Raw genomic sequence first — 15,076 nt, 5'->3', positions numbered from 1 at the left:
CAATGCCAGAGAAAAAAAGGGCTGATGTCATTGTTATTGGTGGCGGGGTCATCGGCTCCTCCATTGCGTACGAATTATCGTTAAGAGGCATATCGACGCTAGTGTTGGAGAAGAACAGTATCGCATCTGAGGCATCTAGCGCAGCTGCAGGGATGTTAGCGGCACAAGGGGAGTTTATTGAGGAGGCTCCTCTATTTGACTTGGCTCGAAAAAGCAGGGCGATGTTCCCTCAAGTAGTTCAAAGCATAAAAGAAAGAACTGGATTGGATGTCGGATTTGTTGATCGCGGTCTGCTTCGGATAGCTAAGAACAATCAGGATATACAGCGGTATCGGGAGCAGGCCGAGCGGCAACATCGTCTTGGATTATCCGCAGAATGGCTATCAACGGAGCAGGCATTAGAACTAGAGCCATTCCTATCGTCATCGATTAAAGGAGCACTTTTCATTGAGAGTGATAGCCAAGTCGTTGCTCCACAGCTGACAAAAGCTTATGCAAGGGGAGCGATATCGTTAGGGGCTCAATTCTTTGAATTTACAGAAGTTGAGGAGCTCCTCTATGAACATGGGCAAATTATTGGCGTGCGTGTGCAGGATGAGGTTATTTTATGCAACAAGGTAGTTGTCGCTTCAAGTATTTGGTCCCCTCGTTTGCTAAGGTTAGCGGGTTATGACTTGCCTCTTAGTCCGGTAAAAGGTGAGTGTATCTCAGTCAAGCTCACAAAATCGTCCATTCAAAGGACGATCTATACCGATGGTTGCTATTTAGTTCCCAAAGCAAATGGTGAACTCATTATTGGAGCTACTGTGAAGCCACGTATCACCGACAAAGGCGTGACGCTCGGGGGGATTTCCTCGCTCATTCATGCAGCTGAACAGCTAGTCCCCTCGATTCGTGAGTCAGAGTGGATCTCTGCGTGGAGCGGAATACGCCCAATTACACCAACAGGACTTCCTTATATGGGCGAGCATCCAGAGATCGACGGACTGTTTATCGCCACAGGACATTATCGTAACGGGATTTTGCTTAGTCCTGCGACAGGAGTAATCATCGCAGATTTAATAGAGGGAAAGAGCATAGAGGATGATTTGTCTCCTTTTGCAGTCCCGGTTGTTCGCTATGATTCTCATAACAAAATCGAGGGGGTGAGTATACCTTGAAATTGCTCGTCAATGGACAATCGATAGAAATAGCTCAGCCTCAAGTGACCGTACAGAATATGCTTGAGCATTTTAGCTTGTCGAACAAAATCGTTGTGGTTGAGGTGGATGAGCAGATCGTAGATAAAACGCAATATTCACAGTTCAGGCTACAGGATGGCGCAAAAATTGAGCTGGTTCATTTTGTAGGAGGGGGTTAATGTAATGGAAAATCAAATGTTAAGCATTGGACCGCATACTTTTAAATCAAGGCTTCTGTTGGGAACAGGGAAATTTCCGAATTTTGAAGTGCAAAAAGAAGCGGTGGAAGTTTCGGAAACAGAGGTATTAACGTTTGCTGTGCGTCGAATGAATATTTTTGAACCTCATCAGCCTAATTTTCTTGAAATGCTGGATTTAGAAAAATATACACTACTGCCCAATACAGCCGGTGCAGCGACAGCGGAGGAAGCAGTTAGAATAGCACGCCTTGCGAAGGCATCTGGCTTATGTGACATGATTAAAGTGGAGGTCATCGGTGATGCGAAAACCCTGCTGCCTGATCCTCTTGAAACGGTAAAAGCTTGTGAAATCCTGCTGGAGGAAGATTTTATTGTATTGCCTTATATCTCTGATGATGTCTTGCTGGCGAAGCGTCTGCAGCAGCTTGGCGTACATGCTGTAATGCCCGGCGCTTCACCAATCGGATCGGGTCAAGGAATTATTAATCCGCTAAATCTAAGCTTTATTATTGAGCAGGCTTCTGTACCTGTTATTGTGGATGCAGGGATCGGAAGTCCATCCGATGCGGCTTATGCGATGGAGCTTGGCGCCGACGGTGTCCTATTGAATACAGCCGTTTCGGGAGCTAAACTTCCTATACAAATGGCACAGGCTATGAAACTGGCTATCGAAGCAGGCCGATTAGGGTTCGAAGCGGGACGAATTCCGGCAAAAAAATATGCGACATCGAGTAGTCCAATGGACGGAATGATCACAATATGAGTAACCACCAGCTTGAACCGTGTACTGATCGTTATTCCAGGCAGGAACGTTTTGCTCCTATTGGTAGTCATGGTCAGAAATTACTACGTAAGAGTCATGTACTCGTGATCGGAGCAGGTGCACTTGGCTCAGCAAGTGCGGAATCGCTTGTTCGGGCAGGGATTGGGCGATTGACGATTGTGGATCGGGATTATGTTGAATGGAGCAATCTGCAAAGACAGCAGCTTTATACGGAAAAGGATGTTCGGGAGAGATTGCCCAAAGCTATAGCAGCAAAACAACATCTTGAAGCAATTAACTCGGAGGTTTGTATAGAGGCGAAGGTTTGGGACGTGAGAAGCGAGGAGTTAACAAACTTGATCGATGGTGTCGATATCATTGTGGACGCATGTGATAACTTCAAAACACGGTTCATCATTAACGACGTCGTGCAACAAAACAGAATTCCGTGGGTCTACGGGGCCTGTGTAGGCAGCTATGGGATTTCTTACACGATTTTGCCTGGGGAAACGCCATGCCTGTCCTGTATGATGGATTTGGTTCCCGGAGATGGAGAGAGCTGCGATATTGATGGCATTATTGGTCCCGCTGTACAAATGGTTGCAGCTAATCAGACTGCCGAGGCTTTGAAAATCCTTACCGGAAACATAGAAGCCTTGCACCGAAAGCTCATATCGTTTGATCTCTGGAGTAATCAATTTTCGCGCATCAATATCCAGTCGATGAAAAATGAGCAATGTACATCATGTGGCACAGAGGCTACTTATCCTTTTTTACAAAGTTCACCGATCATTGGCAACGAAAAAGCTGCAGCGCTGTGTGGCCGTGATACCGTGCACATTAGGCCTTCTCGAACGATAACTCTTTCTATTGAAGAGCTTGTCCTGTATTTTGAAAATCAAGAAGAAATTACAATTGAAACATCGAATTCCTTCTTGTTAAGTGCTAATATAAATACCTTGCGTGTAGTTTTATTCAATGATGGCAGGGCATTGGTGCATGGAACGGCTGATGTTGAGCAGGCGAGGCAGTTATATAATAAATTGCTTGGTAACTACCCCACATGAATCGGCGTAAGATGATGGCATTGGTCTACGTTGTTTTTTCGGAAAAAGCTTGGTGTGCAACCGGCCCAGGCCGTGAATTGGCGGCTGAAGCTTTGCACGTTCTCGTATCCGATGCGATAGGCGATTTGTTCGATAGACTCGTTGCTGGTTGCGAGCATGTACATGGCTTCCTGCTGCTTAAGTATCATCAAATATTCACGCGGCGGAATGCCAAAGGCTTGACTGAAAATGCGATGACAATGTCTGCGGCTTACGCCGAGCCGATGGGAAATATCCTCCAGCCAATCGCCTGTAGATTCATCATTTTCACGCGACTCCTCTACATCTTTACGTAATACCATCTTTTGAATTTCTCTTGCGATCAATGTAGGCAACTCAATTTGCATGGATGCTTCTTCAGATTTTAACTCTGAGGAGAAATAATCCTCCATATGTCCCAGTATCGTGTAGAGCTCTCGGAGTACCGACATTTTGGGGGTATTCGTATGCAAGAGCATGTCCATCAACTTTCGCATGGAAGGTGCAAGTCTAACGTTTAGCGGATGATCTTTTGTATAAAAGCCTTTATTGTGAGCTCCGACCCAATACAAAAATTCGGAATCCTCAAGATAAATATGCATTGTAAAAAAGCTGGAGCTTCCTGCGTGACGGACTTGAAAATCATGCACCTGCATAGGAGAGATAATGATGAGATCGCCTGCATGCTGCTCATATTCCGTAGATCCGAGAATCGTGGTCTGGTGGCCATCCAGAACAAGCAGCATTTCCAGCATGGTGTGGTGTACATGCCGACCGCAAACCCAACCCTGCTTAACATGACGAGTGTGGGGAGAGTATAAACAGGCCTCGGATCGATAATGGGGAAAAAATTTGTCAGGGTAAAGTATACTCATTTTGTAAAACAGCTCCTTGATGTCCGATTATGTTAAATGTGATAAAAAAACGAGTCCGATCATGTTATAGAGAAACTGTTGCAGTCGTTCTATACTAAACTCTGGCGTTCATTACATAGTCAATATTGTTCTAATCGTGTAGGTGAGCCCAATACATATTTACTATCATAAGCGATAAAGCAGGTGAATCCTATGGCAAAAGTTGAATCCACTTTGGATTATTCTGAAGCATTTGAAACTGAGCAAGGAACGAAGATCAAACCGTTTAAATTATTGACCCGTCTGTACCGGGACCATGTCGGCAAGGTAGCTATGTCGGCGCTCTATTACACGATCAAAGCGTCGCCCATTTGGGTGCTCTCGATCGTAACAGCAAACATTATCAACATTGTAAGCTATCCTGACCGTCATTCCATGCGGGAGTTTTGGATCAATCTGGCGGTTATTGTCGTTGTTATCATTCAAAACATTCCTACACATACGCTGCATATCAGCTATATCAGTAAAGCCGTTCGCCATGTAGAAGCCGGACTGCGGAGTACGCTGGTACGCAAAATGCAGCAGCTGTCACTAAGCTATCACGGGGATATGAACGCAGGGCGGTTACAGTCCAAAATATTGCGTGACGTCGAAGCCATTGATTTTCTCTCCAGACAGATGTTGATGACGATCATACCTGCGGCGATCAATTTAATTATCGTAATCGGACTTACGTTGTATAACAGCTGGATCGTGGCACTGTTTTTCGTATTAATGGCTCCGATGTCCATCTTTTTAGTGCGTTTTTTCCGATCCAAAATGTCTCAGCGCAACCGTGATGTTCGTCGCAACATTGAAGAAATGTCCGGTAAAGTGTCTGAAACCGTAGAAATGATCCCGGTCACTCGTGCCCATGGCTTGGAGGAAGTAGAAATCCGCAAGGTCGATTCGGCCCTGCAAAACATCCGTGAAAAAGGACATCGTCTGGATGTGCTTGAAGCCTACTTTGGCTCCTCAAGCTGGGTTGTTTTTCAACTGTTCCAGGTTGGATGTTTGTTCTTTACCGCGTATCTGGCTCATCTCGGATATATGGAAATCGGCGATATCGTGATGTATCAGAGCTTTTTCAATATGATTATCGGCTCTGTCAGCTCTATCTTGAATGTGTATCCGAATCTGGTCAAGGGCTTTGAATCGCTGCACTCGGTGACAGAAGTGTTGCTCTCAAAAGAGACGGAAGAATATAAGGGACGTAAAAATCCTGAGAGAATTCAAGGTGCTTATCGCTTTGAAGGTGTGGGCTTTCAATATAAGGGATCAGATCGTCACGTTCTGGATGAATTCACACTGGAGGTTAAGCCGGGTGAAACAGTGGCCTTCGTGGGTGAATCGGGTTCTGGTAAATCGACCATTCTGAATTTGATTATCGGCTTTTTCAAACCGCAATTCGGCAATATCTATATTGACGGTATCCCAATGAGTGAGCTCAGCATGCGGAAATATCGGCAGTCTCTAGCCATTGTGTTGCAGAACAATATTTTGTTCTCCGGAACGATTCGTGAAAATATCACCTATGGTCTTCCTCATATTTCAGAGGAAAAGCTGCAGCAGGCGATTTGGATGGCTAATCTGCAGGATGTCATCGACAGTCTCCCGGATGGATTGGACACCTCTGTAGGTGAGCATGGTGGTCGTTTGTCTGGTGGCCAGCGTCAACGGATTGCAATCGCTCGCGCACTGGTACGTGATCCGCAAATTATCATTCTTGATGAAGCGACCTCCGCACTGGACAATATGTCGGAACGCCATGTGCAGCAAGCTATGGAGCAACTAATGAAGGGAAGAACCACCTTTATCGTGGCTCACCGTTTATCGACTGTTAAGAACGCCGACCGTATCGTGGTGATGAAGAAGGGGAAAGTGATCGAGTCTGGATCGTATGATGAGCTGTTAGGGATGAAAGGTGAGTTTTATAAATTGAAAAATCTGTAAGATGGTATCTTTTGATGAACAGAGAAGAGTAGATTAAACGATCTGCTCTTCTTTGTTGTTTAAATATGTGGTTATAATTTGTTATTAAATAAACACAACAAAATAATAACATATAGTACTATGCAATTTTACGATTTATATAATAATATTGGATATATATTACTTATAAAAATATTGTGTAATTAAGCAATGTTATTTGATGGCGTTTTCATCTGGGGGGAGAGTAGCTACTTTTCTTTTCAATACTTTTATCACTATCATCAGAAGCCAACTGCTGCGAGAAGTGGGTATAAGGGGCAAAGCCCCTAACAAGCGAATATGGCCAGCCATATTCAGTGCTTGCAACAGCACAAAACTGCTGTCTTGTGCTGCAATATGTTTAACCTGCCGAGAAAAAATAGTCGGCAGGTTATTTAAATTGACTTTTTGTTGCTACAACAATATACTTATTATGGACACAAAAAGTGGGGTGAAGTAATGTCGTCCAAAAAGATGGGGCGTCCACTATCTGACAATCCCAAAAGCGAATTAATTCGAGTTCGTGTCGATCAAGAGATTTTGAGCAAACTCGATGCTTGCACCGAAAAACTCCAAACGACCCGTTCTGATGTTATTCGCAAAGGGATTGAAAAGGTGTATGACGAGCTCCAAAAATAAAGAAGGAAGCGGCGCGTCCGACGAAGAACAATGCCACTTCCTATCCCGCAACCGCTTTAATAAGCAGACTGCATAAATATCCTACCATGTGCAGGAATCTCATTCAAGCGATGCGATGATAATTAATGGGAGGATGAACATGAAAACAATTCTGGAAGCCCTCTACCGCGGGGAGCTTCATCCTGGTGAGACGATTGTGCCGTCTGTCTCATCCTGAATATCGTCCCTTAAGCCGACAAGTGGCGGCACAGACAGAGCAATGCGAGACCGATTAGGTGAGGAAGCGTTTTGTGAGCTGGAGGAATATTTTGACCTGTGCGACAGCGTAGATAGTATGCATGTTGAAGCTGCTTTTTTACATGGATTCAGGCTTGGAGCAAATTTAATGATCGAGGTCATGAGCAAACGTTAGGAGTTAGTTCCGAATGTAGCTTCGTGAATGAGGTGTTGTAATAAATGGAATGGTTGGTGGTTTTTTTGTATCGGGCTGTTTTTATTTAGCTTGACATTGCTTTTTTCATAATATTATTGCTAATTTCGTCTATGGACCTTTATAGTGACTATCCTCTAAATAAAGAGTAAAATCCTCATTATACTAACATAAATTCGGAGGACTCCCACATGCGCATAGCCATCATAGGTCTCGGCGATATCGCTCAAAAAGCCTACCTGCCAGTCATTACGGCGATAGAAGAAATTGAGCTGGTGTTTTGTACACGAAATACAGACACGTTGGAGCATTTATCAGCAAAATACAGGGTTCCTAATACAGCAACGGACATTCAGCAGGTCATCGACCTGGGAGTAGATGCGGCCTTCATCCATACAGCTACAGAATCACACGTAAAGATCGCAGAACAGCTCATTCGCAGCGGGATTCATGTGTATGTGGATAAGCCGATTTCATATGATTATGAGGAGTCGTTGAGGCTTGCTGCGCTAGCTGAAGAGAAGGGCGTAATCCTTATGGTTGGTTTTAACCGCCGTTATGCACCGATGGTTGCAGTGATGAAGGAACAAAATGATCGACGGTTTATAATGCTGCAAAAAAACCGCAAGTTCTCGCCGGATTACGCTCGTCGATTCATTTATGATGATTTTATTCATGTCGTGGATACGATCCGTTTTTTGGCGGGCGGTGAAATCACAGATGTACGCTTCTCTCCTTATGTACAGGAAGGCAAGCTTTATCAGGCAGTTCTTCATTTCGAGGGGAACGGTTTTGTCTGCACAGGAATAATGAATCGCGATTCCGGGGCTAATGAAGAAGTTCTGGAGGTCATATGTCCGGGGAACAAATGGGTTGTCGATGGTCTAAACTCTACGGTTCATTATGCTGGTGGTGAAGAGAGGCATCTCAAATTTAATGATTGGGACCCGGTATTGTATCGCCGCGGCTTCGTAAGTATCATTCAGCATTTTATAGATTGTGTACGCGAAGGATTGGAGCCAGAAATTTCTGTATCAGATGCACTCAAAAGCCATGAAATTTGCGAAATGATCGTGAAGCAGGCCGAAGCGAATGGAGGCGATCCCTTACCTGACGGCTTGATTTAACAATCGAATGACTTCACGAGCAGACCAGATCGCATCTTCCAAGGAATGAATTAATCGATCCGTAACTGTAACAATGTCTTCGTATTCGGCTGGAGTATCCAGCACTTGCTTTACGTTTAGTTCTGTTGACTTTTCAGTTGTATTTAACAACCGCAGGATTGCGCTCATGGAATAGTGTGCGTGCCGTAAAGAACGAATAATTTTCATTCGATTCATTTCTTTTTCAGTATATCTGCGATATCCATTGGGAAGCCGAGGGACGGTCAATAGACCGTTTCTTTCCCAATTTCGTATAATCTCGTTTGATACTTCTAATAGCTGAGCTACTTCGTTTCTCGTGTAGGTTTCAGCCGATATAAGTGAATCTTTGCCATCCAGCCATTTTTCAACGAGTTCAATGGCCTCCAGCGCTCTAATATGTTCTTTCTCTAAATGGGTCAGGTAGTCCTCGGCAAGCTTGATAGCTGTTCTAAAATCCTCTCGTCCACTGGCTTGAACGATAGCACGTGCTTTTTCCCGAATTTGCCCCTGAACGATTTCGCATCGAAACGCCGTCCTTGCAACCAGCAGCTGAAAAAGATGGAGGTCCGAATAGATCCGATATCCATTGTCCGCACGAGGAACAGGGGAAATATATCCCCATTCCTCATATATGCGAACCGTATTAGGATGAATACCTGCCTTACTTGCGATTTCAGTTGTTTGATACACCGCAGCATACCTCTATTTCCATTTAAAATATTTTTTTGCACCAAATAATCCTACTACAATGCATACCCCCATCACAATGATCGCGAGTACAACATCTTGAAATGGTTCTCCGATGGATACTTGCTTCATGAGGTGAATACCTTGTGCGAGCGGAAGCAGGTTCATTATTTTTTGGATGAAAATAGGCATGATTTCGTACGGAATCGTTGCACCAGAGAACAGGAGCATGGAAAAGTAGACGATAGAGCTCCAGAGATTGGCTGATTTCTGATCGGGTACGACACTTCCGATGAATATACCGATGCTGTACATCGCAGCAAGCACAAGTGAATAAGCCAGGAGGAATAACCCCCATGAGCCGCGCATTTCATAACCGAACAGAATGGAGTAAACGAGGGTTACCCCAAAGAATGATACCAGTGCTGACGAGAGCTGAATCACGACCTGTGCCAGTATGATTTGCAAAGGAGATATTGGGGTCACTTGAAATCTTTTTAAAATGCCACGATGACGGTAGTCTGCAATTGTTAATGGCACACCCATCACGCCCGTTGCTAGAATCCCTATAGTTGTGACGGCGGGAAATGAATACTCAAACATCGATGCGCCATTGCTGGAAGCATCCTTGCTCATCACATATCCAAACAGTGCTGCTAGAATGATTGGCATGAGTATGCCGAATATGAGAATATCTAGCCCCTTCCATACTAGCTTTCCTTCAATCTTTAGCAAAGTACCGAATTTGTTCATATGAGTTCCTCCTCACCGGAAAAATGTAAATAGGCGGCTTCCAAATGCGGCTGACCGCTTGCTTTGACGACTTCATCAATGGTTCCATATATCATGGTTTCTCCATTTTTCAAAATAAGCAGATGGTCGCACAGCGCTTCAACCTCATCCATATAATGCGACGTTAATACGATGGACAGCCCTTTTTCCTTCATAATCAATAACTGTTTCCATAGCATTTTGCGAGCCATTGTATCGAGCCCTGTCGTTAATTCATCCAGAAAAACGAGCTGCGGGTTTGGCAGTAAAGCTAACAATACAGCCAGGCGCTGTTTCTCGCCGCCGGATAGTGACTTTATTAGCTGCTTCTGCTTATCCAGCAAACCAAACGTAGATAATAATGGCTCTATACTTTGAGGCTTTACGTACAAAGCGTGCCACTGATTGCAAGCCTCTTCAACGGTCATCTTATCGGGAAAATTCGTTTCCTGAAATTGCACACCAACCTGCTCAAACACTTTCTTCCGATCTATGATCGGAGATTGACCCAGCACCAGCAGCTCATCAGATGTGCTTTTTTCAATTCCTAAAATAGCCCCTATACTGGATGATTTTCCTGCTCCATTGGCCCCAAGCAATCCAAACACCTCGCCTTTTTGGACAGAGAAGGTTAAATTTCTTACAGCATGCTTACCGTTGTATGTAACGGAAAGATTTTTGACGGATAAAAGCATTTACTCACCTCTTTTGAAATTGTTAGATTCTCAATATAGCAAAAGAATAGAAGGGTGGTGGTTAAATGGAGGGTTTGAAATTAGAGGTTAGGCGATGCGCTCATGCAAAAAAAAAGCCGGAGCATCATGCCCCGGCGTGTATCTCTTCATCCTTATTTCAAAGCATACACATGCCCATCCTGTGTGGTAAAAAACACAACGCCATCCGCCACAACCGGGGTTGAGAGGATAGGAGAATGAGCCTCTGCAAAACGCCATTTTTCCTTTCCTGTCTTCAGGTCTACAGCATAGAATGCATCAATACCAGCTTTATTTACAGTTTTGTCCGTGAATGCTGTTCCGAAATACATGATATCATCTACAATGACAGGCGACCCGAACACACGGCTTCCGGCATTAAAGTCGAATTTGGACTTTCCGGTTGCAGGATCAAACACATGTACAAACTTGGAGTCTGAGGAGCCAATGGCGATATACTCGTCATTAACAGCCGCAGAGGAAGAGACCCATGAGCCGCCTGAGGTTAGATAGGACCATTTGATTTCACCAGTCTGTGCATCAACTGCATATGCATTTTGATCCCTGGAACCGAAGTACAGAATACCATCTTTATAAGCTATACTAGATTGCACAGCGCCGTAATCCTGCGACCATATCGGTTCACCTGTCTTTTGATCCAGAGCGGCAACCACACCAGTCATATCTGAGATAAATACTTTACCATCAGCAATTGCAGCTTTACTATGAACGAATAACATCGGGGTTTCATGCTCCCATATTATCGAGCCGTCAAGACGTGACAGTGCATAAAAGAACGGTCCCTCGCCGCCGACGTAAATGACATCCTGATCTATAGTCGGTGAGCTGATATAGTAGTCCCACGGGTCAGTAAATGCACCACTGCTGAGACTGTCATCAAGCTGCTTTTTCCATTTTACCTCTCCATTTGTCTTGTCGATCGCATACAACGTTGAAGTGGTGTCTGTAAAATAAAGCTCATTTTCATAGACAGCAGCTGTAGCTCTGATTTTACCTGCAAAAGCTTGCTGCCAAATTATTTTGCCGTTGTTGGCACTAATTGCATAGAATTGGCCCACTTCATCTCCAAAATACAATATCCCGTCAGCAAGGATGGGAGAGCTGTGTATCTTGTTTTCCAGCTGAAGGCTCCATTTCTCTCCTTTTAAATTGGGCAGCCCCGCAGTATGAATGATTCCCGTATTTGCTAAATCACTTCGGAATGAATAGGTTCCTTGAAACTTTTCCGTACCCTCGTTGCCCCCTTGAGTACATCCTGTAACTGCAACAGCTAAAGCCAAGCAAGTGATGATAAACCATTTTCTCAAAATAAACCCCTCCGTTGATCGGTAATTTGCTTTCTAAATCTGCATTCAATGTATAGATGCCAACGGTGGGAGATTTCTTACACAATTTTTATAAATTATTTAAAACTTTTTTGAGTATATCTAATCCTTGTTGTTCATAGCTTTTTACTTGTTCAAGTAATAGAATCCCTTTTGCTCTGGTAGATGGACAAGAGTGGTGTCCGCCTGCAGGAAAGGGGTATAGCTTCCGAAGATGGTACAAGGTCTCTGCTGCATGTTTATAGTAAACAGCGGCTTGGGATGCCAATTTGCAAATGATGTCACCGTAGTCCGCTGTACGTTCTGCGATAGATTCAAGAAATTGAAACGCAAAAAGTCGTGTATTGGAGGTCCAGCAAATTTGGTAGGCATGAGCAAGAGGATCGATATCCTCACGAGATAGCAAGGTAATCCAGACGTCATAAGCTGCTATACCCTGAACGTAATCAGGGTGAATGCTGCCTTCAAACCCTTCATTATGCATGATAATCATGCTTAATGCACCACGTAACGAATCCATTGCTGTTACTGGATAAGGCGTACCGAGTGATAGTATGAAAAGATCAGCACCCCAATCCAGACCGAGTTCCCTGTAATCCATTGTTTGTTGCTCAAATAGCCCTGTAATATGAAACAATTTCTTAGTATCGTCATAACCGTGAATCAAAGCAAAATAAGGGTGTACATAGCCCCAAACAATAACCGGCTGCCCTTGATCAAGAGTGTTATGTATAAAATTAAAAGCTTCGATAAGCAAGTCGGAGGTCTGAGGGATATGCTGCCCATCACCGATCGAACGTGCTGCATAGCCTAGGTTTAGCAATCCCTTAGTGAAGGTGCGTCGCCAGTTAAAAGCCGAGGCTTCGAAAAGATCCAAATGTCGTTGATTAATCTGCAGTCTGAAGGCTTGCCCTGTAAAACCCATAATTTCGGCCATTGTAGAGCTTGAAGGGAGATTAAATGGGCTTTGACTGTACTGTAGAGCATGCAGGACACAGAGTGAAAAGGTGTCCCAGATTTCTCCGAAGTATAAACTTTTTGATGCCAGAATAACCTTGGAATTTTTGACTGGATCAGATGCTCTCGACTGTAAATAGGTTGTTAAATTCGAATGAAATTGCTGCTGTTGAATTTTACGTCTTGATCGGGATAATATCGTGTAAACGTTAGATGAACTGGTTGAGGTCATGGTTGAAATTTCCTGGGGTGTGTATAGCTTGAAAAAATAGGCATCAAATATTTCCCGTTCCTTAGCGTTAAGGCACTGCAGCATGCTGTGAATCAAGTTCGATGTCTCTTGTCTGAGCCAGATTTTTGCCGGGTCATTTAATGTATCATTCATTTCGGAACGCTGACGAGCAAATTTGCTCAATAAAAGCTCGATGGGCGATCCATATTCATCATTGTGTTCACTATGCTGCTGTATTAGGGAAGAGAAGGGGCGTTCCTTTCCATGTGGACCGCCGCGCCTCAAATGCATAAGTGCCTGGTTTGTAATAATTTTTCTGAACCAAGGGATGAATTTCTCAATATGCTCCAGATTGCCAAGATACAAGAAAGCATTAATTAATGCCTCTTGAACAATATCCTCTGCAAGATAAGGGTCGTCCGTATATTGGTAAGCCCATTGAAATGCTTGTTTTCTATGCCGAAGCATAAGTTCATTAAACGCAGAGTGAAGCCCTGTTCTAGCCATAGCAATCAATTCTGAATTAGATAAATGTTGAAGCTCTACATTAGAATCTGCCATTGTGGACCTCAGGGAGTTTACTCAATATTTCTTCAAGATAACGACGATTCATTTCTTGACGGTCAAGTATGATGGCGATAGCGATAAATAAAATACCAGGAATAAGGCCCAGAAAAGCAAAATTTAAAATAATTGCAATTTGCTGATCTCTGATTCCAAAAAATAAACCGTAAATGAATCCTAATACGATAAAGAATGCTCCAATACCACGAAGTAGCTTAGACATGAGAGCGGCCTCCTTTGGGTTGGTTTATGAAGTACTTTTATTTGTATGCACAATGAAAATATAACACATAACAGCGATCATGTTGGCTGAAGCTATAACAAGTCCCATAGGGAGGGCGTTATTCTCACCGCCAAGTCCGACCAGTGGCGCAACTGCTGCGCCGAGAATGTATGGAAGCAGTCCTAGTAGAGCAGAAGCACTGCCCGCTGATTGCGCCTGTCTTTGCATTGCGAGCGGAAAGGACGAAGTACCGACAATCCCGACGCAGGCAACAACAAAGAATAGTGGAATCAGAATGGACATTAGGCTGCCTTTCGTGACAATGGCAATCAGTAAAGCAATCGAAGCACATGCAGCCAGACCAAGTCCAAAACGCAGTAGAGCTGTCTCTCTGATTCGTCCAGCCAACCGTCCAGTTGTTTGGCTGGAGATGATGATCCCTATGCCATTTATTGCAAAAATCATGCTATAGGCTTGTTCCGAGACATGGTAAATATTTTGCAGCACGAAGGAAGAACCGGAAATATAGCCGAACATGGCGGCGGTAACAAAGGCTTGAGATAAGCAATAGCCAATAAATTGGCGATCACGCAGCAGACGAGAGAACGTGCTTAGTGTGGTTTTAAGTCCACCGGACTGACGATGTTCTACAGGCAATGTCTCAGGCAGCCAAAAAAGTACTGAAACAAGCATTAGAACACCGATAATGCTAAGAACGACAAAAACGCCGCGCCAAGAGACAAACTGAAGCAGCTGTCCGCCAAAGAGAGGTGCCAATATCGGTGCAGCTCCGTTTACCAGCATAAGCATAGAGAAAAATTTGGTCATCTCCGTACCAGAATACATGTCTCTTACAATGGCACGTGAGAGCACAATTCCAGCTGACCCAGACAAGCCTTGAATGAATCTAAGGGTATTCAATATAGCTGCAGATGGTGCGAACACACAGAGCAGTGAGCTAACAGCATAAATGATAAGTGCAATGACAAGTGGTGAGCGACGACCGCGTGTATCGCTAAGTGGTCCCACGATAATCTGACCGATTGCAAGACCTAACAGACATGCGGTTAAGCTTAACTGGGCCATCGATGGACTTGTATTCAGATCATTTGCCAGCTTGGGGAGGGCCGGAAGGTACATATCCAGACATAATGGTCCGAACGCGGACAGACTTCCAAGAATGAATATCAACAGCAGACGACGAGATGATGCAGGTTTAGTTGATGAATTTGATTCCGCTAAGCTCATGGATGCAACTTCCTTTCAATAATAA

General features: G+C 44.1%; 16 protein-coding genes. 8 read left to right on the top strand and 8 right to left on the bottom strand.

Annotated features, from left to right (window positions below):
- The first annotated feature begins 2 nt into the window (after positions 1-2).
- Genes thiO through BLS49_RS01010 form a run of 4 tightly spaced genes read left to right on the top strand, consistent with a single transcriptional unit; the run spans position 3 to position 3,211 of the window.
- Complete coding sequence (gene thiO, locus BLS49_RS01025) at positions 3-1,160, top strand: glycine oxidase ThiO (RefSeq protein ID WP_091225962.1); 1,158 nt, start codon at positions 3-5, stop codon at positions 1,158-1,160.
- A complete protein-coding gene (thiS, locus tag BLS49_RS01020) occupies positions 1,157-1,360 on the top strand; it encodes a sulfur carrier protein ThiS (protein WP_091225961.1) in 204 nt (67 codons plus the stop codon). Before thiO ends, thiS begins: the two co-directional genes overlap by 4 nt.
- A 16-nt stretch (positions 1,361-1,376) precedes the next feature.
- On the top strand, positions 1,377-2,144 hold the full coding sequence (locus tag BLS49_RS01015; protein ID WP_091226432.1) for a thiazole synthase: 768 nt from the start codon (positions 1,377-1,379) through the stop codon (positions 2,142-2,144).
- Positions 2,141-3,211 carry a ThiF family adenylyltransferase gene (locus BLS49_RS01010; protein WP_091225959.1) on the top strand — a complete coding sequence of 357 codons (1,071 nt, stop codon included), beginning with the start codon at positions 2,141-2,143 and terminating at the stop codon, positions 3,209-3,211. Before BLS49_RS01015 ends, BLS49_RS01010 begins: the two co-directional genes overlap by 4 nt.
- Here the strand turns inward: BLS49_RS01010 and BLS49_RS01005 are convergent.
- The gene (locus tag BLS49_RS01005) at positions 3,199-4,104 is read right to left on the bottom strand and encodes a helix-turn-helix transcriptional regulator (protein WP_091225958.1); all 906 of its coding nucleotides are present in this window, start codon (positions 4,102-4,104) and stop codon (positions 3,199-3,201) included. The genes BLS49_RS01010 and BLS49_RS01005 overlap by 13 nt on opposite strands.
- A 192-nt stretch (positions 4,105-4,296) precedes the next feature.
- On the opposite strand from BLS49_RS01005, the gene BLS49_RS01000 reads away from it, so the two are divergent.
- From BLS49_RS01000 to BLS49_RS00985, 4 genes are all read left to right on the top strand, one after another.
- A complete protein-coding gene (locus BLS49_RS01000; RefSeq protein ID WP_091225956.1) occupies positions 4,297-6,075 on the top strand; it encodes an ABC transporter ATP-binding protein in 1,779 nt (592 codons plus the stop codon).
- A gap of 477 nt (positions 6,076-6,552) precedes the next feature.
- Entirely contained in the window at positions 6,553-6,732 is a 180-nt protein-coding gene (locus BLS49_RS00995; protein ID WP_091225954.1) for a CopG family transcriptional regulator, read from the top strand.
- Between the two features lie 259 nt (positions 6,733-6,991).
- On the top strand, positions 6,992-7,144 hold the full coding sequence (locus BLS49_RS25110; protein WP_245742223.1) for a DUF6809 family protein: 153 nt from the start codon (positions 6,992-6,994) through the stop codon (positions 7,142-7,144).
- Positions 7,145-7,353: 209 nt separating this feature from the next.
- Positions 7,354-8,289 carry a Gfo/Idh/MocA family protein gene (locus BLS49_RS00985; protein ID WP_091225952.1) on the top strand — a complete coding sequence of 312 codons (936 nt, stop codon included), beginning with the start codon at positions 7,354-7,356 and terminating at the stop codon, positions 8,287-8,289.
- On the opposite strand, the gene BLS49_RS00980 is transcribed toward BLS49_RS00985, so the two are convergent.
- From BLS49_RS00980 to BLS49_RS00950, 7 genes are all read right to left on the bottom strand, one after another.
- Positions 8,269-9,000, bottom strand: a complete 732-nt coding sequence (locus BLS49_RS00980) for a MerR family transcriptional regulator (protein ID WP_091225951.1) — start codon at positions 8,998-9,000, stop codon at positions 8,269-8,271. The two genes, BLS49_RS00985 and BLS49_RS00980, sit on opposite strands and share 21 nt — an antisense overlap.
- 12 nt (positions 9,001-9,012) lie before the next feature.
- Positions 9,013-9,750: an ABC transporter permease gene (locus BLS49_RS00975; protein WP_091225949.1), complete on the bottom strand. Its 738-nt coding sequence runs from the start codon at positions 9,748-9,750 to the stop codon at positions 9,013-9,015.
- Positions 9,747-10,463: an ABC transporter ATP-binding protein gene (locus BLS49_RS00970; RefSeq protein WP_091225947.1), complete on the bottom strand. Its 717-nt coding sequence runs from the start codon at positions 10,461-10,463 to the stop codon at positions 9,747-9,749. Before BLS49_RS00970 ends, BLS49_RS00975 begins: the two co-directional genes overlap by 4 nt.
- Before the next feature lie 152 nt (positions 10,464-10,615).
- A complete protein-coding gene (locus BLS49_RS00965; RefSeq protein WP_175471260.1) occupies positions 10,616-11,809 on the bottom strand; it encodes an outer membrane protein assembly factor BamB family protein in 1,194 nt (397 codons plus the stop codon).
- Between the two features lie 88 nt (positions 11,810-11,897).
- On the bottom strand, positions 11,898-13,577 hold the full coding sequence (locus BLS49_RS00960; RefSeq protein WP_091225944.1) for an RNA polymerase sigma factor: 1,680 nt from the start codon (positions 13,575-13,577) through the stop codon (positions 11,898-11,900).
- Complete coding sequence (locus BLS49_RS00955) at positions 13,564-13,803, bottom strand: hypothetical protein (protein WP_091225943.1); 240 nt, start codon at positions 13,801-13,803, stop codon at positions 13,564-13,566. The genes BLS49_RS00960 and BLS49_RS00955 overlap by 14 nt, the downstream gene beginning before the upstream one ends.
- 24 nt (positions 13,804-13,827) lie before the next feature.
- Complete coding sequence (locus BLS49_RS00950; protein ID WP_091225941.1) at positions 13,828-15,051, bottom strand: multidrug effflux MFS transporter; 1,224 nt, start codon at positions 15,049-15,051, stop codon at positions 13,828-13,830.
- Between the last annotated feature and the right edge of the window lie 25 nt (positions 15,052-15,076).

The organism is Fontibacillus panacisegetis (genome assembly GCF_900102215.1).
Lineage (GTDB): Bacteria > Bacillota > Bacilli > Paenibacillales > Paenibacillaceae > Fontibacillus > Fontibacillus panacisegetis.
This window is presented reverse-complemented; position numbering and strand designations above follow the sequence as displayed.

Bases quoted from the DNA above. Each gene is read 5' to 3' on its own strand.
- BLS49_RS01010 (WP_091225959.1), top strand. From the start codon at position 2,141: ATGAGTAACCACCAGCTTGAACCGTGTACTGATCGTTATTCCAGGCAG.
- BLS49_RS00985 (WP_091225952.1), top strand. From the start codon at position 7,354: ATGCGCATAGCCATCATAGGTCTCGGCGATATCGCTCAAAAAGCCTAC.
- thiO (WP_091225962.1), top strand. From the start codon at position 3: ATGCCAGAGAAAAAAAGGGCTGATGTCATTGTTATTGGTGGCGGGGTC.
- BLS49_RS00950 (WP_091225941.1), bottom strand. From the start codon at position 15,051: ATGAGCTTAGCGGAATCAAATTCATCAACTAAACCTGCATCATCTCGT.
- BLS49_RS00955 (WP_091225943.1), bottom strand. From the start codon at position 13,803: ATGTCTAAGCTACTTCGTGGTATTGGAGCATTCTTTATCGTATTAGGA.
- BLS49_RS00970 (WP_091225947.1), bottom strand. From the start codon at position 10,463: ATGCTTTTATCCGTCAAAAATCTTTCCGTTACATACAACGGTAAGCAT.
- BLS49_RS00960 (WP_091225944.1), bottom strand. From the start codon at position 13,577: ATGGCAGATTCTAATGTAGAGCTTCAACATTTATCTAATTCAGAATTG.
- BLS49_RS25110 (WP_245742223.1), top strand. From the start codon at position 6,992: ATGCGAGACCGATTAGGTGAGGAAGCGTTTTGTGAGCTGGAGGAATAT.
- BLS49_RS01015 (WP_091226432.1), top strand. From the start codon at position 1,377: ATGTTAAGCATTGGACCGCATACTTTTAAATCAAGGCTTCTGTTGGGA.
- BLS49_RS01005 (WP_091225958.1), bottom strand. From the start codon at position 4,104: ATGAGTATACTTTACCCTGACAAATTTTTTCCCCATTATCGATCCGAG.
- BLS49_RS00995 (WP_091225954.1), top strand. From the start codon at position 6,553: ATGTCGTCCAAAAAGATGGGGCGTCCACTATCTGACAATCCCAAAAGC.
- BLS49_RS01000 (WP_091225956.1), top strand. From the start codon at position 4,297: ATGGCAAAAGTTGAATCCACTTTGGATTATTCTGAAGCATTTGAAACT.
- BLS49_RS00975 (WP_091225949.1), bottom strand. From the start codon at position 9,750: ATGAACAAATTCGGTACTTTGCTAAAGATTGAAGGAAAGCTAGTATGG.